At 74.8% G+C, this 19,523-nt stretch carries 16 protein-coding genes and 1 pseudogene; 8 read left to right on the plus strand and 9 right to left on the minus strand.

Translation table 11 applies throughout. From position 1 onward, the window contains the following. Nucleotides 1-118 precede the first annotated feature (118 nt). The 3 genes from ychF to KBX06_RS01955 all read right to left on the minus strand — a co-directional run bounded on the left by ychF (nucleotide 119) and on the right by KBX06_RS01955 (nucleotide 2,732). Nucleotides 119-1,204 (minus strand): redox-regulated ATPase YchF, encoded by a 1,086-nt coding sequence (gene ychF / locus KBX06_RS01945; protein WP_210832418.1) that lies wholly within the window; start codon nucleotides 1,202-1,204, stop codon nucleotides 119-121. A 139-nt stretch (nucleotides 1,205-1,343) separates the two neighbouring features. Then, nucleotides 1,344-2,111, minus strand: a complete 768-nt coding sequence (locus tag KBX06_RS01950) for a peptidase E (protein WP_210832419.1) — start codon at nucleotides 2,109-2,111, stop codon at nucleotides 1,344-1,346. A 117-nt stretch (nucleotides 2,112-2,228) separates the two neighbouring features. After that, entirely contained in the window at nucleotides 2,229-2,732 is a 504-nt protein-coding gene (locus KBX06_RS01955; protein WP_307854387.1) for a MarR family transcriptional regulator, read from the minus strand. On the opposite strand from KBX06_RS01955, the pseudogene KBX06_RS01960 reads away from it, so the two are divergent. Continuing rightward, nucleotides 2,704-3,591 (plus strand): annotated as a pseudogene (locus tag KBX06_RS01960) (EamA family transporter); the annotation flags it as partial. The gene KBX06_RS01955 and the pseudogene KBX06_RS01960 overlap by 29 nt on opposite strands. 155 nt (nucleotides 3,592-3,746) lie before the next feature. On the opposite strand, the gene KBX06_RS27560 reads toward KBX06_RS01960, so the two are convergent. Continuing rightward, nucleotides 3,747-4,229: a hypothetical protein gene (locus KBX06_RS27560; RefSeq protein ID WP_247684982.1), complete on the minus strand. Its 483-nt coding sequence runs from the start codon at nucleotides 4,227-4,229 to the stop codon at nucleotides 3,747-3,749. Nucleotides 4,230-4,407: 178 nt separating this feature from the next. Between KBX06_RS27560 and KBX06_RS01965 the strand changes: the two genes are divergently transcribed. The 5 genes from KBX06_RS01965 to valS all read left to right on the plus strand — a co-directional run bounded on the left by KBX06_RS01965 (nucleotide 4,408) and on the right by valS (nucleotide 12,869). Then, complete coding sequence (locus tag KBX06_RS01965; protein ID WP_210832422.1) at nucleotides 4,408-5,949, plus strand: AlkA N-terminal domain-containing protein; 1,542 nt, start codon at nucleotides 4,408-4,410, stop codon at nucleotides 5,947-5,949. Continuing rightward, nucleotides 5,946-6,446: a methylated-DNA--[protein]-cysteine S-methyltransferase gene (locus KBX06_RS01970; RefSeq protein ID WP_210832423.1), complete on the plus strand. Its 501-nt coding sequence runs from the start codon at nucleotides 5,946-5,948 to the stop codon at nucleotides 6,444-6,446. Before KBX06_RS01965 ends, KBX06_RS01970 begins: the two co-directional genes overlap by 4 nt. A 48-nt stretch (nucleotides 6,447-6,494) precedes the next feature. After that, entirely contained in the window at nucleotides 6,495-8,312 is a 1,818-nt protein-coding gene (locus tag KBX06_RS01975) for an ABC transporter ATP-binding protein (protein ID WP_210832424.1), read from the plus strand. Further along, a complete protein-coding gene (locus tag KBX06_RS01980) occupies nucleotides 8,309-10,180 on the plus strand; it encodes an ABC transporter ATP-binding protein (protein WP_210832425.1) in 1,872 nt (623 codons plus the stop codon). The genes KBX06_RS01975 and KBX06_RS01980 overlap by 4 nt, the downstream gene beginning before the upstream one ends. A 76-nt stretch (nucleotides 10,181-10,256) precedes the next feature. After that, on the plus strand, nucleotides 10,257-12,869 hold the full coding sequence (gene valS, locus KBX06_RS01985; protein ID WP_210832426.1) for a valine--tRNA ligase: 2,613 nt from the start codon (nucleotides 10,257-10,259) through the stop codon (nucleotides 12,867-12,869). Nucleotides 12,870-12,907: 38 nt separating this feature from the next. On the opposite strand, the gene KBX06_RS01990 is transcribed toward valS, so the two are convergent. The 5 genes from KBX06_RS01990 to KBX06_RS02010 form a co-directional block, all read right to left on the minus strand. Then, nucleotides 12,908-13,558: a hypothetical protein gene (locus KBX06_RS01990; protein WP_307854388.1), complete on the minus strand. Its 651-nt coding sequence runs from the start codon at nucleotides 13,556-13,558 to the stop codon at nucleotides 12,908-12,910. Nucleotides 13,559-13,649: 91 nt separating this feature from the next. After that, nucleotides 13,650-14,360 carry an ABC transporter permease gene (locus tag KBX06_RS01995; protein ID WP_210832427.1) on the minus strand — a complete coding sequence of 237 codons (711 nt, stop codon included), beginning with the start codon at nucleotides 14,358-14,360 and terminating at the stop codon, nucleotides 13,650-13,652. Nucleotides 14,361-14,364: 4 nt separating this feature from the next. Beyond that, nucleotides 14,365-15,324 (minus strand): ABC transporter ATP-binding protein, encoded by a 960-nt coding sequence (locus KBX06_RS02000; RefSeq protein ID WP_210832428.1) that lies wholly within the window; start codon nucleotides 15,322-15,324, stop codon nucleotides 14,365-14,367. Further along, entirely contained in the window at nucleotides 15,321-16,199 is an 879-nt protein-coding gene (locus KBX06_RS02005) for an ABC transporter permease (protein ID WP_210832429.1), read from the minus strand. The genes KBX06_RS02000 and KBX06_RS02005 overlap by 4 nt, the downstream gene beginning before the upstream one ends. Beyond that, nucleotides 16,192-17,106 (minus strand): ABC transporter ATP-binding protein, encoded by a 915-nt coding sequence (locus tag KBX06_RS02010; RefSeq protein ID WP_210832430.1) that lies wholly within the window; start codon nucleotides 17,104-17,106, stop codon nucleotides 16,192-16,194. The genes KBX06_RS02005 and KBX06_RS02010 overlap by 8 nt, the downstream gene beginning before the upstream one ends. Before the next feature lie 219 nt (nucleotides 17,107-17,325). Here KBX06_RS02010 and KBX06_RS02015 point away from each other — a divergent pair, with 219 nt between their 5' ends. Beyond that, the gene (locus tag KBX06_RS02015; RefSeq protein WP_210832431.1) at nucleotides 17,326-17,880 is read left to right on the plus strand and encodes a DM13 domain-containing protein; all 555 of its coding nucleotides are present in this window, start codon (nucleotides 17,326-17,328) and stop codon (nucleotides 17,878-17,880) included. Nucleotides 17,881-17,980: 100 nt separating this feature from the next. Further along, on the plus strand, nucleotides 17,981-19,510 hold the full coding sequence (gene cysC, locus KBX06_RS02020; protein WP_210832432.1) for an adenylyl-sulfate kinase: 1,530 nt from the start codon (nucleotides 17,981-17,983) through the stop codon (nucleotides 19,508-19,510). The last annotated feature ends 13 nt before the right edge of the window (nucleotides 19,511-19,523 follow it).

Consider the following 19,523-nt stretch of genomic DNA (forward strand, 5'->3'; position numbering starts at 1 on the left):
CCCGCATCCTCCGCACCGCATCCCCACCACGCCGGGCGGTCGATGAGGCGTGGGGTTGTGCCACCGATGCGCCCCAGAGTGGGGGCATGCCATCCTGACCTGCGAAGACGGGCGAGTTTCAGACGTTGAAGCGGAACTCCACGACGTCGCCGTCCTGCATGACGTACTCCTTGCCCTCGATCCGGACCTTGCCGGCGGCCTTGGCCGCCGCCATCGATCCGGCCGCGACCAGGTCGGCGAAGGAGACCACCTCGGCCTTGATGAAGCCGCGCTGGAAGTCGGAGTGGATGACGCCCGCGGCCTCCGGCGCGGTCGCGCCGACCGGGATGGTCCAGGCGCGCGCCTCCTTGGGGCCGGCGGTGAGGTACGTCTGGAGCCCGAGCGTGCGGAAGCCGACCCGGACGAGCTGGTCCAGGCCCGGCTCGTTCTGCCCGATCGACTCCAGCAGCTCGCGGGCCTCCTCGTCGGGCAGGTCCACCAGCTCGGACTCGATCTTGGCGTCCATGAAGACGGCCTCGGCCGGCGCGACCAGGGCGCGCAGCTCGTCGAGGAACTCGGCGTTGCCCAGCTCGGCCTCGTCGACGTTGAAGACGTACAGGAAGGGCTTGGTGGTGAGCAGGTGCAGCTCGCGCAGGTGCTCCAACTCGATGCCCGCGTCCTTGGCGCCCGCGTAGAGGGTGACGCCGGTGTCGAGCAGCTCGACGGCCTGCTTGGCGGCGGTGACGGCGGCGGCCCGGTCCTTGCGGAGCTTGGCCTCCTTCTCCAGCCGGGGCAGCGCCTTCTCCAGGGTCTGGAGGTCGGCGAGGATCAGCTCGGTGTTGATCGTCTCGATGTCGTCGGCCGGGGAGACCTTGCCTTCGACGTGCACCACGTTCGGGTCGGAGAAGGCACGGACGACCTGGCAGATCGCCGAGGCGTCGCGGATGTTCGCCAGGAACGCGTTGCCCCGGCCCTGCCCCTTGGAGGCGCCGCGCACCAGGCCTGCGATGTCGACGAACGACACCGGGGCGGGCAGCACCTTCTGCGAGCTGAAGATCTCGGCGAGCGTGTGCAGCCGCTCGTCCGGCAGCCCGACGACGCCGACGTTGGGCTCGATGGTGGCGAACGGGTAGTTCGCCGCGAGCACGTCGTTCTTGGTGAGCGCGTTGAACAGGGTGCTCTTGCCGACGTTGGGCAGGCCGACGATGCCGATGGTGAGACTCACGACGAGCCAGCTTACGCCGGTGCCGTCCCACGCCGGCAGGCGGTGCGTCGTCGTCGAGTCGGGGTCACACCGGATCTTGGCACGGGACGGCCCCCGGAGGGGCGCTACCGTGCCAAGATCGGCGAGGGCTCGGGTCGGGTCAGCCGAGCAGGCGTGGGGGGATCGGGGTCTCCCGCGTCGTGCCGTCGTCGGCGCGGCTGACCTCGTACGCCGAGACGCCCTCGCGGTCCGCGACCGCCTCGACGAGCCGGGTGCCCCGGTAGAGCAGACCGGTGCCGTCGTCGGTGCAGTGCGCGGTCGGCAGCGTGCCGTCGCCGACGAGCCGGTGCATCAACGGCCGGCGCTGGCCCTCGCTGTCGTAGTGCACGCCGTTGCCGTAGGGCAGCCAGCCCAGCCCGTCGGTGAAGCCGCGCAGCGTGGTGCCGAAGCTGTCGGTGGCCCCGCCGGCGTGCCAGCAGATCGAGCCGGCGGAGACGCCGCCGAGCACGATGCCGGCCTCCCAGCATCCGCGCAGGATCTCGCCGAGGCCGTGCGCCCGCCAGACCGCGCAGAGGTTGGCGACGCTGCCGCCGCCCACCCAGATCACGTCCTGGGCGAGCAGGTGGGCGCGGAGGTCGTCGACGTTGGGCATCGGGAACAGCGCCAGGTGCGTCATGCGGAACCGGCTGCCGGCGAACGCCTCGTAGACCCGGGCGAGGGTGGTCGGCTGGTCCCCCTCGGCCTGGTTGAGGAAGCAGATCCTCGGCTCCGGCCCCGCCCCGGCCAGCTCGGCGGCGAGGTCGAAGACGGGGTTGACCCGCCGGGACCCGCCCTCGTGGCGCGGCGCGTAGATGCCCATGCTGGTGGCGAGGATGGTCGGTTCGCTGGCGGGCACGGTCGTCCTTCCGTCGGGGTCGGCGCTGCCCATCCTGCCGGAGGCCGATCCCCCGGCGCTCAGGTCCTGCCACCCGGGCCCGCCCGGGACGGTCGCCGGCCCGCGTCGCCGGCTGCCGCCCGTCGCCGCCAGGCGTCCGCGCGCCGCCGCTCAGCTCCCGCCGTCGGTGACCGCGCCCAGCAGCGTACGCAGCAGGTCGGCGAGGCGTCGCTGGTCGTCGGGGGGCAGCGCGTCGAGCAGCCGGCGTTGGACGGCCAGCCCCGCCTCGGCGGCCTCCTCCACGAGTTCGAGGCCGGTCGGGGTGAGCGTGACCTGGAGTCCGCGCCGGTCGGCGGGGTCGGGTGAGCGGCGGATGAGCCCGGCGCGTTCCAGGCGGTCGAGCCGGCCGGTCATCCCACCGGAGGTGAGCATCAGCGAGGCGGCGAGCGCCTTCGGCGCCAACGTGTGGGGGGCGCCGGCGCGGCGCAGGGCGGCGAGCACGTCGAACTCGCCCCGGCTGATCGACCAGCGCGCGTAGGTGCGCTCCTGCTCGTCGCCGACGAGCCGGGCCAGCCGGTAGATGCGGCCGAAGACCGCCATCGGCTCGGGACGCATCCCGGGCCGTTCCCGCTGCCACTGCTCGACGATGCCGTCGACGTCGTCCCGCTCGGTCACCCCCGGATTGTGCCGCACCTCGCACTCCCGCTTTACCTCGCCGCCAAGTAGCTTACTACTGAGATACTTAGCATCAAGATTTGGAGGAGTCGTGGACCGACGCTGGCCGGACATCCTGCTCACCGCCGCCGCGCCGACCGCGTGGGGCACGACGTACCTGGTCACCAGCGAGCTGCTGCCGCCCGACCGGCCCCTCTGGTCCGGCGCGATCCGGGCCCTGCCCGCCGGCCTGCTGCTGCTCGCGCTGACCCGGCGCCGCCCGCGCGGCGCCTGGTGGTGGCGCGCGGCCGTGCTCGGCGCGCTGAACATCGGGGCGTTCTTCCCGCTGCTCTTCCTCGCCGCCTACCACCTGCCCGGCGGCACCGCCGCCGTGCTCGGCGCCACCCAGCCGCTGCTGGTCGCGGGGCTGACGGTGCTCGCGCTCCACGAGCGGCCCCACCCCCGGGCGCTGGCCGCCGCGCTCGCGGCGCTGGCCGGGGTCGCCCTGGTCGTGCTGCGCCCCGGCGCGGGCCTCGACCCGACGGGCGTCGCCGCCGGGCTGACCGCCACCGCCGCCATGGGCACCGGCCTGGTGCTGACCCGCCGGTGGGGCCGCCCACCGGGCGTCGGCACGCTCACCGCCACCGGCTGGCAGCTCACCGCCGGCGGACTGATGGTGGTGCCGGCGGCCCTGCTGGTCGAGGGGATGCCGCCCGTGCCGGATGCGCCGGCGCTGGCCGGCTACGCGTGGCTGACGCTCGCCGGGACGGCGCTGGCGTACGCGCTCTGGTTCCGGGGCGCGGCCCGGCTGCCGGTCACCCAGGTCTCGCTGCTCGGCGCGCTCAGCCCGCTGACGGCCGTCGCACTCGGCTGGGCCGTGCTCGGGCAGGCGCTGACCGGCTGGCAGCTCGTCGGCTTCGCCGTGGCGGTCGGCGCCACCGTGGCCGGGCAACTGCCGTCACGCCGGCCCGGCCCGGCGGGTCGGTCGCGGGGCCAAAGCCCGGTGCGTCAGTCGCGGGGCCAGGGCCCGGTGCGTCAGTCGCGGGGCCCGGCCTGGCGGGGGACCACCGCCTCGATGCGCAGGGGGCCGGGGGCCAACTCCCCGGCGGCGGCCAGCGGCAGGGTGAAGCGCGCCTCGGCGGCGGGGCCGGCCGCGTACGACTCGCGGAGCATCCAGCGTGCCTCGTCGGCCGTCCAGCCCAGCCCGGGGCGGCCGGCGATCTCCCGGACCAGGCGCAGCGCCACCCGGGTGTCGTCGTCGTAGAACCGCATGCACCAGTGGTGCACCCACATGCCCAGTGCGCGCAGGCCGTCGGCGTCGAGCGAGCGCACCAGCCGGCCGCAGGCGGTGTCGCCGAACGCCCGCCCCGGGTCGCCGGCCCGGTCCCGTTCGATCGCGCCGACGGCGGCCGGGGCGACCGCGCGCATCCGCTCGTAGAAGCGCTGCACCACCACGGCGTCCGGCGGCGGGTGCCCGTCCCGTGCCGACGCCGCCTCCCGACCCGCCACGCTCGCCATCGCCGCACCCCTTCTTGAGTTGGTGGCCGGACGGTACCGACCACAACCGACACTTTCGGCTCCGGCGTCCCGTTCGGCCGCGGTCTCGCCGCGCCCGGCACGGAGATGACCAGCCCGCGCACGGCCACGTCCGATTTCCGCGCGCCCGGGGCCGGCGGGCAGGGGCATCATCGGTGACGTGGAGTTGGACTTCGAGCGGTGCTACCGGGCGGTCGACAGCCGCGACCAGCGGTTCGACGGCTGGTTCTACACCGGCGTCACGTCGACCGGGATCTACTGCCGGCCGTCCTGCCCGGCGACGACGCCGAAGCGGCAGAACGTCCGGTTCTTCCCCTCGGCCGCCGCCGCCCAGACGGCCGGGCTGCGCGCCTGCCGGCGCTGCCGGCCGGACGCCGCCCCGGGCTCGCCGCAGTGGGACGTACGGGCCGACGTGGTCGGCCGGGCCATGCGACTGATCGCCGACGGGGTGGTCGACCGCGACGGCGTCCCGGGGCTGGCCGCCCGGCTCGGCTACACCGAACGGCACCTGCACCGGATGCTGCGGGCCGAGATGGGCGCCGGTCCCCTGGCCCTGGCCCGGGCACAACGCGCGCAGACCGCCCGCACCCTGATCGAGACGACCGGGCTGGGCATGGCCGAGGTCGCGTTCGCCGCCGGATTCGGCAGCGTGCGGCAGTTCAACGACACGGTCCGGGAGGTGTACGGCACGGCCCCGTCCGGGCTGCGCACCGCGCGCGGCCGGTCCACCGCGCCGGGCGGGGCGGGCACGATCACGCTGCGGCTCGCGTACCGCCCACCGTTGCACGCCCGGGCGCTGCTGGACTTCCTCGCGCTGCGCGCGCTGCCGGGCGTCGAGGAGGTGCGCGACGGGACGTACCGGCGGGGCCTGCGGCTGCCGCACGGCCCGGGCGAGGCGGCCCTGACCCCGGCGGACGGGCACGTGACGGCGACGCTGCGGCTGACCGACATGCGCGACCTCGCCCCCGCCGTGGCCCGCTGCCGCCGCCTGCTCGACCTCGACGCCGACCCGACCGCCGTCGACGGCGCCCTCGCCGCCGACCCGGCGTTGGCCGGGGTGGTCGCCGCCGAGCCGGGCATCCGGCTGCCCCGCTCGGTCGACGGCTTCGAGATGGCCGTACGCGCGATCGTCGGCCAGCAGGTCTCCGTCCGCTCCGCCCGCACCACCCTCGCCCGCCTCCTGACCCACCTGCGCCCACCCCCACCCACCCCCGGCTTCGCCAGCGTTGATCAAGAGGTTCGGGCAGCCGGTGAGCGCTCTCGGGGGCCCAGACCTCTTGATCGACCGGCCGAGGGCGCGGGGAGGGCCGAGCGGGTGGGGCGGTTGCGGGGGTTTCCGAGCGCCGAGGAGGTGCTCGGGGCGCCGGACGAGGTGTTCGGGATGCCGGCGGGGCGGGGGGAGACGGTCCGCGGGCTGGCCCACGCCGTCGCCGACGGGTCGCTGGACCTGGCGCCGGGCGGGGACCGCGAGGAGACCGTCCGGCGACTGCTGGCGCTGCCCGGGATCGGCCCGTGGACGGCGGGCTACGTCGCGATGCGCGCCCTCGGCGCCCCGGACGTCCTGCTTGCCACCGACCTCGCCGTGCGCCGGGGCGCCGCCGCCCTCGGCCTCCCCGACGCCCCCGGGACCCTCGACCCGTACGCCGACCGCTGGCGCCCCTGGCGCTCGTACGCGGTGATCCGACTCTGGAGAGCAGCATGAGCATGAACGACAGCACCGTCATCGCCACCCCCGCCGGGCCGCTCAGCATCGTGGCCGGCCCGGACGGCGCGGTCCGGGCGGCGGGGTTCACCGGCGAACCGGAGAGCCTGCTCCCCCTGGTGCACCCGAGCATGCGGGCGCCACTGCGGCACCGGTCCGACCTCGGCCCGGTCAGCGCCGCCGTGGCGTCCTACCTCGACGGTGAACTGGCCGCGATCGACGTCGTGCCGGTGGAGCAGCACACGCGGGGCGTGTTCATGGCGTACGCCTGGCAGGTGCTGCGCGAGGTGAAACCGGGCGAACCGGTGACGTACACCGGCTTCGCCGGGCTGGCCGGCCGTCCCGCCGCCGTACGTGCCGCCGCGGCGGCCTGCGCCCGCAACGCCGCAGCCCTCTTCGTCCCCTGCCACCGGGTGCTGCGCACCGACGGGACGCTCGGCGGCTACCGCTGGGGGCTGGACGTGAAGAAGTGGCTTCTCGGGCACGAGCGGCGATGACGGGAAGCCGACACCTGCGCCGCGGCCGTTTGCGGATACCGTCGGCTGGTGCCTGCGGAAGGTGACGGCAACCCGGCCCCCCGGGTCGGGGCCGGCCGGCACCCGCTGCGCAACCTCTGGCGACTGCGTCACTACCTGCGCCCGCACGCGGCCGAGTTCGGCTGGCTGCTGCTCGCCGGCCTCGCCGCCACCGGTGCGGGCCTCACCATACCGCTGCTCGCGCAGCGGGTGGTGGACGGCCCGGTGGCCCGGCAGGACCCGGCCGGGCTGTTCCGGCTGGCCGGGTTGGCGCTGCTGCTCGGCCTGGTCGAGGCGCTGCTGATCTTCATCCGGCGCTGGGTGCAGGCGTCGTCCTCGATGCGGATCGAGGCGGCCATCCGCGAGGACGTCTACGCCCACCTGCAACGGCTGCCGGCCGGCTTCCACGACCGTTGGCAGTCCGGCCAACTGCTCTCCCGGGTCACCAGCGACCTGTCGGTGCTGCGCCGGTTCCTCTCCTTCGGCCTCTTCTTCCTCATCCTCAACCTGGTGACCTACCTGGCCGTGGTGGCGCTGCTGATCCGGCTGCACCCTGCGCTGGCGCTGCTGGTCGCGGGTAGCGCGGTGCCGCTGTTCCTGATCAGCCGCCATTTCGCGCGGCGCTACCACGCGGCCTCGCGCCGGATGCAGGACCAGCAGGGCGACGTGGCCACGCTGGTCGAGGAGACCGCGCAGGGGCTGCGCACGATGAAGGCGTACGGGCGGGGGCCGGAACTCGCCGCCCGCTTCGCCGTCGACGCGCGGGCGCTGCACGACACCGGCGTGGCCAAGGGCCGGCTGCTGGCCCGCACCTCCGCCCTGCTGGACCTGGTGCCCAACCTGACCCTCGGCGTGGTCCTGGTCGCCGGTGCGGCAGCCGCCGCGGGCGGGGCGCTGACCATCGGCGAACTGGTCGCCTTCGTCAGCCTCCAGCTGATGCTGATCTGGCCGGTGCAGTCGCTGGGCTGGATCATCGCCAACGGCCAGGAGGCCGCCACCGCCGCCGACCGGGTGCAGGAGGTGCTGGACACCCCGCCGGCCATCGTGGACGCCCCGCACGCGCTCGCCCCGCGCCGCGCCGACGTACGCGGGCGGATCCGCTTCGAGCGGGTGTCGTTCCGCTACCCCGGCACCTCCGCGCCGGTGCTGCGGGAGATCGACCTGACCGTCGAGCCGGGCGAGACCGTGGCACTGGTCGGGGCGACCGGCAGCGGCAAGAGCACGCTGCTCTCCCTGGTGCCCCGGCTGCACGAGGTGACCGGCGGGCGGATCACCCTGGACGGGCACGACCTGCGCGAGCTGCGGCTGTCGGCCCTGCGCCGGCTGGTCGGCGTGGCCTTCGAGGAACCGACGCTGTTCTCGATGTCGGTCTGGGAGAACCTCACGCTCGGCCGGCCGGAGGCCGGTGCGGACGAGGTGCGGGCCGCACTCGCCCTCGCCCAGGCCGACTTCGCGTACGAGCTGCCGTGGGGGTTGGCGACCCGGGTGGGCGAGCAGGGGCTGTCGCTCTCCGGCGGGCAGCGGCAGCGGCTGGCGCTGGCCCGGGCGGTGCTCGGCCGCCCCGCGCTGCTCGTGCTGGACGACCCGCTCTCCGCCCTCGACGTGCACACCGAGGCGCTGGTCGAGACGGCGCTGAAGCGGGTGCTGCGCACCACCACCGCGCTGCTGGTCGTGCACCGGCCCTCCACCATCGCCCTCGCCGACCGGGTGGCGCTGCTCGAGGAGGGCCGGATCACCGCCGTCGGGCGGCACTCGGAGCTGCTCGCCGGCGTGCCGGCGTACCGCGCGGTGCTCTCCGCCGAGCCCACCCCCACGCCGCCCGGCGAGCGCGGCCTGGTGCGTTCGTGACCGGCGACGCCGTCCGCCCCGCGAGCGGTGCTGACCTGACGCAATGGCGCGGCGTCGCCACCGACCCGGACGCGGACCGCAGCCGCGCCGAGGACACCGCCCCGGAGGCGGTGGCCCGGCTCCGGGCCCGCAGCCGGGTGCTGCTGCGCGACCTGCTGCGCCCGCACCGGCGCCGCCTCGGGCTGGCCGTCGCGCTGCTGCTCGGCCAGAACGCCGCCGCGATGGCCGGGCCGTACCTGGTGATGCTCGGCATCGACCGGGCGATCGCGCCGCTGCGGGCCGGCGAGCCCGGCCCGCTGCTGGCCGTCGCCGGCGGGTTCGCCGCCGCCACCGCCGTCGAGTACGTCGCCCGCCGGGGCTTCCTCACCCTCTCGGCGCGGATCGGCCAGGCCGTCCTGCTCGACCTGCGCCAGCGGGTGTACGCGCACTTCCTGCGCCTGTCGGTGGCGTTCCACGAGCGGTACACCTCCGGCCGGATGATCTCCCGGCTCACCAGCGACCTGGACTCCATCGGGGAACTGGTCGGCGGTGGCGTCGAGGGCGTGGTGCTGGCCGTGCTGTCGATCCTGTCGATCGCCGGCATCCTGCTCTGGCTGGACCTGCCGCTGGCGGCGGTGACGCTGCTCGCGTTTCCGTTCCTGATCTGGCTGAGCCGCTGGTTCGCGCGGGCGTCGGCCGACGCGTGGCGGCGCACCCGGGAGACGGTGGCGCTGGTCATCGTCCACTTCGTCGAGTCGATGCGCGGCATCCGGGCGGTGCAGGCGTTCCGCCGGGAGCCGCGCAACCAGGAGATATTCGGGGCGGTCAGCGACGACTACCGACGGGCCAGCCGCGACGCGTTCCGGCTGATCGCGACGTACTCGCCGGGGATCAAGGTGATCGGCAACGTGACCGTGGCGGTGGTGCTCTGCTACGGCGGCTGGCGGGTGCTGGGCGGGGCCACCGGGGTCGGGGTGCTGGCGGCCTTCCTGCTCTACCTGCGGCGGTTCTTCGAGCCGATGCAGGAGCTGAGCCAGTTCTACAACTCGCTCCAGTCGGCCACGGCCGCGCTGGAGAAGCTCGCCGGGGTCCTCGACGAACGGCCGTCGGTGGCCGAACCGGCCCGGCCCGTGCCGTTGCCCACCGGGCCGGGGCGCGGCGCGGTCGCCTTCCGGGAGGTCACCTTCGGCTACCGGCCGGACGCGCCGATCATCGTCGGGCTGGACCTCGCCGTACCGGCCGGTCAGACCGTGGCGCTGGTCGGGGCGACCGGCGCCGGCAAGTCGACCGTCGCCAAGCTGCTCGCCCGGTTCCACGACCCGTCGGCGGGCGCGGTCACCCTCGACGGGGTCGACCTGCGCGCCGTCGCCGACGCGGAGCTGCGGCGTGCCGTGGTGCTGGTGACCCAGGAGACCCACCTGTTCGGCGGCACCGTCGCGGAGAACATCCGGTTCGGCCGACCCGACGCGGACGACGCCGCCGTGCAGGCCGCCGCGCGGGCGATCGGCGCACACGACTTCATCGCCGCCCTCCCCGAGGGCTACGACACCGAGGTGCGGCGGCGCGGCGGCCGGCTCTCCGCCGGGCAGCGGCAACTCGTCGCGTTCGCCCGGGCGTTCCTGGCCGACCCGACGGTGCTGATCCTCGACGAGGCCACCTCGTCGCTGGACGTGCCCACCGAGCGGCTGGTGCAGCACGCCCTCGGCACCATCCTGGCCGACCGCACCGCCCTGGTGATCGCGCACCGGCTCTCCACCGTGGAGACGGCCGACCGGGTGCTGGTCCTCGACGCCGGCCGGATCGTCGAGGACGGCCCGCCCGCCCGGCTCGCCGCCACCGGTGGCCGGTACGCCGCCCTGCACCGGCAGTGGCGCGAGTCCCTGCTGTGAGGCGCACCGGCGGAGGCGGCCGGGCGCGGGGCGAAACCACGTGGTCCGGCCCTCCGCCGCTGCCTACCATCGACGGATGACCGACACGGAGAGGACGGCCCGCTCCGGCGTCCCCGAACGTCCGAGCCTGGACGGCATCGAGGTGACCTGGGCCCGCCGCTGGCAGGAGGAGGGCACGTACGCGTTCGACCGGTCGAAGCCGACCGTCCCGGACCGCGGCGCGCCGGACGTGCCGCGCCGGCCCGGTCGCAGCTCCGACGTCTACGCGATCGACACCCCGCCGCCGACCGTCTCCGGCGAGCTGCACATGGGGCACGTCTTCTCGTACACCCACACGGACGTGGTGGCCCGGTTCCAGCGGATGCGCGGGCGGACGGTCTTCTACCCGATGGGCTGGGACGACAACGGCCTGCCCACCGAGCGCCGGGTGCAGAACGTCCACGGCGTGCGCTGCGACCCGTCGCTACCGTACGACCCGGGCTGGCAGGCCCCCGAGACCCCGGTGAGCGAGGCCGCCCGCAAGGACCCGACCCCGGTCTCCCGACGCAACTTCATCGAGCTGTGCGAGCGGCTGACCGCCGCCGACGAGCAGGTCTTCGAGGCGCTCTGGCGGCGGCTCGGGCTCTCCGTGGACTGGTCGTTGACGTACACCACGATCGGCTCGGCCGCCCGGGCGGTCTCGCAGCGGGCGTTCCTGCGCAACCTGGCCCGGGGCGAGGCCTACCAGGCGGAGGCGCCGACCCTGTGGGACGTCGGCTTCGCCACCGCCGTCGCCCAGGCCGAACTGGAGGACCGCGAGCGGCCCGGGGCGTACCACCGGCTGCGCTTCGCCGGGCCGGGCGGGCGCGAGGTGCTCGTCGACACCACCCGCCCGGAGCTGCTGCCGGCCTGCGTGGCCCTGGTCTGCCACCCCGACGACGAGCGCTACGCGGAGCTGGTCGGCGGCACCGCGCGTACGCCGGTCTTCGGGGTGCAGGTGCCGGTGCGGGCGCACCCGCTGGCGGACCCGGCCAAGGGCACGGGCATCGCGATGGTCTGCACCTTCGGCGACCTGACCGACGTCACCTGGTGGCGGGAGCTACGGCTGGACACCCGCGTGGTGGTCGGCCGGGACGGCCGGCTGCTGCCCGAGTCGCCGGCCGGCGTGCCGGCGCAGCCGTACGCGGCGCTGGCCGGGCAGCGCGTCAACGGCGCCCGGCGGACGCTGGTGGCGATGCTGGCCGACGCCGGCGACCTGGTCGGCGAGCCGCGACCCGTCACCCACCCGGTGAAGTTCTACGAACGCGGCGACCGGCCGCTGGAGATCGTCTCGACCCGGCAGTGGTACCTGCGCAACGGCGGACGCGACGCGGGCCTGCGCGCGGAGCTGCTGGCCCGGGGCGGGGAGCTGCGCTGGGTGCCGGAGCACATGCGGCACCGCTACACGCACTGGGTGGGCGGCCTGACCGGTGACTGGTTGGTCAGCCGGCAGCGCTTCTTCGGCGTGCCGGTGCCGGTGTGGTACCGGCTCGACGACGCTGGCGAGCCGGACTGGTCCCAGCCTCTCACGCCGGCGGAGGCCACGCTGCCGGTCGACCCGTCCACCGACGCGCCGCCCGGCTACGAGGAGTCCCAGCGGGGCCGCCCGGGCGGCTTCGTGGGCGACCCGGACGTGCTCGACACCTGGGCCACCTCGTCGCTGACGCCGCAGATCGCCGGCGGGTGGGAGACCGACCCGGACCTGTTCGCGCGCGTCTTCCCGATGGACCTGCGCCCGCAGGGGCAGGAGATCATCCGCACCTGGCTGTTCTCCACGGTGGTCCGCGCCCACCTCGAGCACGGGGTGCTGCCCTGGCGCGACACGGTGCTCTCCGGCTGGATCCTCGACCCCGACCGGAAGAAGATGTCCAAGTCCAAGGGGAACGTGGTCACCCCGATGGCGCTGCTGGAGCAGCACGGCTCCGACGCGGTGCGGTACTGGGCGGCCAACGGCAGGCCGGGCATGGACCTCGCCTTCGACCCGGCCCAGATCAAGGTCGGCCGGCGGCTGGCCACCAAACTGCTCAACGCGTCGAAGTTCGCCCTCGGGCTGGGCGCCGCCGACGCGCTGCGGGCGCCGGCCACCGAGCCGCTGGACCGCGCCATGCTCGCCGAACTCTCCGGCGTGGTCGCCGCCGCGACGTCGGCACTCCAGGCGTACGACCACACGGCCGCGTTGCAGGTCGCGGAGAGCTTCTTCTGGCGGTTCTGCGACGACTACATCGAGCTGGTGAAGGAGCGCGCCTACGGCTCCGGGCCGGGCGCCGACTCCGCCCGGGCGGCGCTGGCCACCGCCCTGTCGGTGCAGTTGCGGCTCTTCGCCCCGGTGCTGCCGTACGCGACCGAGGAGGTGTGGTCGTGGTGGCGCTACGGCTCGGTGCACCGGGCGACCTGGCCCACCACGTACGAGGTGGACCGGGCGATCCGGGGCGCCGGCGAACCGGAGCTGCTGCGGCTGGCCGCCGACGCGCTCGGCCAGGTGCGCCGCGCCAAGTCGGAGCGGAAGCTGTCGATGAAGGCGGAGGTGCCGCTGGCGGAGGCGCTCGGCCCGGCGGCCCTGCTGGAACAGCTGGGCCTGGTCGCCGACGACCTGCGGGCCGCCGGCCGCATCGCCAAGCTGGACCTGCTCCCCGACCGCACCCCGGAACTCGTGGTCGCCTGCGCGTTCTGACCGGCCGGCCCCGCCGCCCCACCGGCGCGCGGCCGGGCTCACCAACCGCGCAGCAGGCGCAGGCCGAGCAGGAAGGCGACGACGGCGGGGCCGGCCAGCAGGGTGATCGCCTGGAGGCGGTACGGCATCCGGTGCCGGGTCAGCTCCACCGCGTTGCCCAGCACGATCACCCCGGACAGCATCAGGAACGTGCCCCACATCGGCGCGGCCCCGACGTCGACCAGGCCGACCCGGGTCAGTTGCAGCGTCCCGCCGAGCAGCAGCGCGCCGGCCAGCGCCAGCAGGGCGACCGCCCGGTGCAGCCCCCGGGCCAGCGGGTGGACCAGCCGCCAGTGGTAGGTGCCGGCGACCGCCAGGCACGGCAGGACGACCATGAGGGGCCAGCCCCGCCCGAACACGCCGAACATCAGCAGCGCCCCGACCGCGAAGACGAGCGCGCCGAGGCAGGCGACCACGTAGCCGGCGAAGGCCCGCCCGCCGCCCCTGGCCAGCAGCGGCCCGCCGGTGGCGGCGACCAGCGCGCCGGGGATCAGCACGAACCCCGCCCACCAGTGGAAGTGCCCGGTGGCCTGCGCGGTCGTGGTGGTCGCCGCCGCCGCCAAACCGGCCACCGCCAGGCTGACCATCCAGTGCCGGCCGGCACCCGGATAGGACTCCCGCGACATCACCAGCCCCGTCTCCGCGCTCACGCCGTCAGCCTCGCGCAGCCGCCCAGCCCGGTCCATCCGGCCAGCCCTACCATCGCAGGTCGGGCCGCCCGGACGGCCGTGCCGTCGGAGATCAGCTCGTCTCGCCGGCCACGCTGAACGAGCGGAGCCGGTCGATCGCCAGCACCGTGAAGCCCACGCTGATCAACGCGGCCATCACCGCCGCCATCGGCACCGAGACGCCGGCCTCCAGCAGCCCGGTGGGGGCCATCCGGTCGGCGAGACTGATCACGTACTGCTGGATGGAGAGCACCTTGGTGCCGCTGACGAAGTTGCCGAGCAGCCCCTCCCAGATCAGCACGTAGACCAGGCCGAGCAGCACCGGCCGCCGGGTGAGGAGGCTGAGCGCCACGAACAGCGCCGAGTACGCCAGCGCACCGACCGCCGACGCGGCGGCGAGCGACAGCCCGAGGCGTACGGAGTCGGCCAGCACGCCCGCCACGTAGAGCGGCACGGCGACGGTGACCGCGGTGACGCCGGCGGCCACCGCCAGCTTGGGCAGCACGATCTGCCAGCGCGGCAGCGGTTTGGTCAGGATGTGCACGACCGTGCCGTCGTCGATCTCTGCCCCCAGCACGCCGGTGCCGACGATCAGGGCGACCACGGGGAGCACCACGGCCAGACCCAGGCCCACCAGCACCGGCGGGCCCCACTCGCCCGGGTCCACCCCGAGCGAGCGGGACAGCACGGCGAGCAGCACCAGCACCACGGGCAGCGGCAGCAGCAGCAGGAACCGGCGACGCCCGAACAGCCCCCGCACGGTGATCCAGGAAACGGTAGACATGGGTTCAGGCCTCCACGAGGTAGGAGAAGACGCTCTCCAGGGATTCGTCCTCGGGCACCAACTGCCGCACCCGGATGCCCTCCGCCAGGGCGATCTTCGGCAGGACGCGGGTGAACGCGCCGTAGTCGCCGGCCCGTACGGTCAAGCCGGTGCGGCCCAGCTCGACCCCCGTCACCGACGCCTCGGCCATCAGCGCCACGGCGAGCGCCCGGTCGTCGGTGGAGTGCACGGCGAAGACGTGCGGCCGGTTGGTCATCAGCCGGCGGATGGTGCGGAAGTCGCCGGAGGCGGCCAGCCGGCCGGCGACCATCACCTGGACGGTGCCGGAGACCTGCTCGACCTCCTCCAGGATGTGCGAGCTGAACAGGATGGTCCGGCCGGCGTCGCCGAGGCGGTGCAGCAGCTCCATCATGTGCAGCCGCTGCCGCGGGTCCATCCCGTTGAACGGCTCGTCGAGCAGCAGCACCTGCGGCTCGTGCACCAGCGCCGCGGCCACCCGGGCGCGCTGCCGCATGCCCTTGGAGTACGTGCCGATCCGGCGGTCCTGCGCGTCCTCCAGCTCGACCAGGGCGATCGCCCGACGGGCCGCCTCCGCCGGGTCCGGCAGCCGGTGCAGCTTCGCGCTGGCCAGCACGAACTCGTGCGCGGTGAGGAAGCTGTGCACCGCCTCGCGCTCGCTGACCAGGCCGAGCCGCCGGTAGACCTCGGGGTTGCGCCAGGTTGGCCGGCCGTCCAGGCTCACCGCCCCGCGCGACGCGGCCAGGAAGCCCGCCATCATGTGCAGCAGGGTGGTCTTGCCCGCGCCGTTCGGGCCGAGCAGCCCGGTGACCCCCGGGCCGAGGCTCATGCTGACGTCGTTGACCGCCACCACGTTGCCGTACCAGCGGGAGACGCCGGCGAGGTCGAGGGTGCTGGCGGGGGCGGTCGGTGTTCCCGCCACCTGTTCGGCGCTGATCGTGGTCATCGGGCGGCCACCTTCCGGTATCGCAGCATGAGCAGGGCGACGCAGCCGGCCACGAGCAGCACGGCGGCGACCGCGTAGACCGGGCCGAAGTCGCCGATCAGGATCCCGCCCTGCCCCTCGGGCAGCAGGTCGCCGAGGGCCCAGTCACCGACGCCCTGCACCAGCGTGGAGGGCGAGGCGAGGAAGGCCAGTTCGTTGACCGTCCGGGACGGCATGATCGACAGCGTGCCGACGACCGGGGTGGTCATCAGGAACACGGCCACGACCCCGCCGGCCGCGAACGCCCGCTTGCCGGTGAGGGAGGCGACCAGCAGGCCGACCGAGGCGAAGACCACCGCCCAGAGCCCGGCGTAGAGCAGCCCCGGCAGCAGGTCGAGCAGCTCGTTCCAGACCCCGCGCATGCCGTCGCCGAGGGTGAACGCGGCGCCCAGGAACATCAGCAGTTGCGGCCCGCCGAGCAGCAGCCAGAGCGCTGTGGCCAGCGCCAGCAGCTTGGCCAGCGGGTAGTCCGAACGCGGCAGCGGCCGGGAGAAGTAGAGCGGCAGCACCCCGCTGCGCAGGTCCCGCGAGACCAGCTCGGGGGCGACCACCGCGACGAAGAAGATGACCAGCCAGCTCATGTTGTCGGCGAACTGGGCGTACGTCATCACCGTCTCGCCGACCTGGCTGCGTACCGCGGTGATCCCCGCCGCCACCACGCTGACGATGGCGACCACCAGCCAGGGGAAGATCTTGGCCTTCGCGCTGCGGCCCAGCCCGAACGCCGTCCGCAGGCCGTGCAGGTAGAGCGCGCCGAAGACGGCCCGACGGCCCAGCCGGGGCCCGGTGTAGCGCTGGTAGCCGATGTCGTGGATCACGCCGGTCGGTTCAGGCATGGCTGGGCTCCCTCGTGGCGAAGAGTTCGGCCACCCGGTGCCGGCGCTGGTCCAGCCGGTGCAGCGGCAGGTCCAGCTCGGCGACCGCGCCGAGGATCAGGTCGTAGGTGGCGTCGTCGACGAGCTCGACCAGCAGCAGCCGGCCGTCCCGGCGGACCGGCAGGTCGAGCGCCGCCAGCCGGGCGGCCAGCTCGTCGGTGCCCTCGCTGACCTCGACGGCGAGCACGTCCGTGGCCGAGGTCATGGCGGAGATGTGGTCGGCGCGCAGCAGCCGCCCGCCGTCGATGGCGACCAGGGTGTCGCAGATCCGCTCGACCTCGCCCAGCAGGTGCGAGCAGACCAGCACGGAGATGCCGAACTCGGTGCCGATGCGGTGCACCAGCGCCAGCATGGCGTCGCGGCCGGCGGGGTCGAGGCCGTTGGTCGGCTCGTCGAGCAGCAGCAGGTCGGGGTCGTGCACCAGGGCCTGGGCGAGCTTGACCCGCTGCTTCATGCCCGTCGAGTAGCCGCCGACCGGGCGGTAGCGCTCCTCGTAGAGCCCGACGTGCCGCAGCGCCTCCGAGGCTCGTTCCCGGGCGACCGTGCGCGGCAGGCCGCTGATCCGGCCGAGGTGGGTGACCAGCTCGGCGGCGGAGAGGTCGGGGGGCAGGGCGTCGTGCTCGGGCATGTAGCCGACCCGGGTCCGGACCTGGGCGGCGTCGGTGGTCGGGTCGAGGCCGAGCACCCGGACCCGTCCGCTGGTCGGGGCGAGGAGGCCGAGCAGGATCTTGATCAGGGTGGACTTGCCGGCGCCGTTCGCGCCGACCAACCCGATGATCCCCGGCTCGACCGCGACGGTCAGGTCGGCCAGCGCGGTGACCCCACCCCCGTACGTCTTGGTCAGCGACTCGGTCGCGATCAGTGTCACGTCGTACAGCGTATGAGGCGACGACCCCCGTGGGCAGCGGCTCGCCCCCGGGCCGTCCCCTGATCCTGGCGGCCCGTGTCCCCTAGGGTTCCGGGCAGGTGACGGGCGGTTCCGGGCCGTCCCGGCGACGGCCGGCGGGCCCGGCACCGCCGGGACGGATCGACGTCCGTTGCTCCGCACGGGCAGACAGGAACGGGTCCGGACCGACACACTGTCCGCATGGGTACCCGACTGTTCCGCGCGCCGCTGACGTGGGTGGTGGTCGCCGTCCTCGCCGCCGGGTCGGCGTTCGGCCTCTACTGGTTCCAGCCCTGGAGGCTGGTCACCGACGCCGAGGTCAACGAGGCACTCTCCAGCGTGGCGCCCACGCCGGTGCCGACTGGTTCCGGCACCGGCTCGGCGCCCTCCCCCACCGGGCCGGTCCTGGTCGGGCGGGGCGACTTCGTGACCCACGAGCACGACACGTCCGGCAGCGCGCGGATCGTCCGGGCCCCCGACGGGCGGCACCGGTTGGAACTGGTCGGCCTGTCCACCTCCAACGGTCCCGACCTGCGGGTCTGGCTCACCGACCAGCCCGTGCGCAGCGGCACCGCCGGCTGGCGGGTCTTCGACGACGGCCGGTGGGTCGAGCTGGGCCGGCTCAAGGGCAACCGGGGCGACCAGGGTTACGACATCCCGGCCGACGTCGACCTGGCCGGCCTGACCAGCGTCTCCATCTGGTGCAAGCGGTTCGCCGTCTCCTTCGGGGCCGCGCCGCTGACCCAGCCCGGCTGATCCGCCGTCGCCTGCCGGTGCGCGCCGGTGGAGTGGCGCTCTCGACCGATCGCCGACCGGCTGAGAAACTGTGTGCCGGCCAGTGTCGTTTGGGGGATGGATGAGCAACAGCTGGGTGCTGCCCGACGAGGTGCTCCGGGACGCGCCGGCGTACACGCCGCGCCCTGGCGAGCTGGCTGACCTGGAGTTGCTGCTGACCGGGGCGTACGCCCCGCTGGCCGGCTTCATGACCCGCGCCGACCTGGTCTCCGTCAGCCGCCGGGGTCGGCTCGCCGACGGCGAGCCGTGGCCGGTGCCGGTGACCCTCCAGGTGCCGACGGCGCTCGCCCAGGGCCTCGACCCGCGCGACGAGGCACGCCGCACCCTGGTGCTCGCCGACGGCGAGGGCGCGCCGGTCGCGGCACTGGAGGTCGCCGACGCGTGGCAGGTCCGCGACGGGGTGGCCGGCGTCGGGGGCACGGTCCGCCGGCTCGGCGACGGCGGCCACGGCCCGTTCCAGCGGCTGCGTCGCACCCCGGAGGAGGTACGCCCGCTGCTGCCGTCCGGTCGGGTGCTCGGGGTGATCGCCGACCGGCCGCTGCACCGGCCGCAGCTCGCCCAGATCGCCCACGCGGTCCGCACGCTCGGCGCCCACCTGCTGGTGATGATCCCGGTCGGTGAGGACGGCCTCGGCGGGCTGCCCCCGGAGGCGCTGGTGCGCAGCGTCTTCGCCGCCCGCGACCGGATGCCGCCGGCCACGCTGGTCGCCGTGCCGCTGTCCCACCGGCGCGACGAGATCAGCGACGCGCTGCTGCGGGCCCGGGTGTCGGCGGCGTACGGCGTCACGCACCTGCTCTCCACCGGCGAGATGCTCTCCGGTGCCGGCCTGCGGGTGCTGGTGCCGCGTGAGCTGGCCTACGACAGCCGCGACGGGCAGTGGCGCTGGCGGGAGGACATCCCGCCGCGCAACCGGCGCCTGGCCCTGACCCAGCCGGAGATCGACGACCTGCTGGACCGGGGTTTCCCGCTGCCCGAGTGGCACACCCCGCCGGCGGTGGCCAAGGAGCTGGCCCGGGCCCGGCCGCCGCGGCGGCACCGGGGCCTGGTGGTCTTCCTGACCGGGCTCTCGGGCTCCGGCAAGTCGACGATCGCCCGGGGCCTGGCCGACGTGCTGCGCGAGCAGGGCGACCGGAGCATCACGTTGCTCGACGGGGACGTGGTGCGCCGCGAACTCTCCGCCGGGCTGGGCTTCAGCAAGGCCGACCGGGACCTCAACGTCCGACGGATCGGCTGGGTGGCGGCGGAGATCGCCCGGCACCACGGCGTCGGCATCTGCTGCCCGATCGCTCCGTACGCCCAGGCCCGCGCGACCGCCCGGGAGATGGCGCTGGCCGCCGGTGCGGGGTTCGTGCTGGTGCACGTGGCGACCCCGCTGGAGGTCTGTGAGCAGCGTGACCGCAAGGGCCTCTACGCCCGGGCCCGGGCCGGTCTGCTCACCGGGATGACGGGCATCGACGACCCCTACGAGGAGCCGACCGACGCGGACCTGGTGGTCGACACCAGCCACATGACGATCGACGAGGCGGTCGAGGCCGTCCTGCACCACCTCAACGAGACGGGCTGGGTCGAACCCCGACTCCAGTCCATCTGATCACCACGCCGCC

Source organism: Micromonospora sp. C31, assembly GCF_018070575.1.
Taxonomy (GTDB): Bacteria; Actinomycetota; Actinomycetes; order Mycobacteriales; family Micromonosporaceae; genus Micromonospora.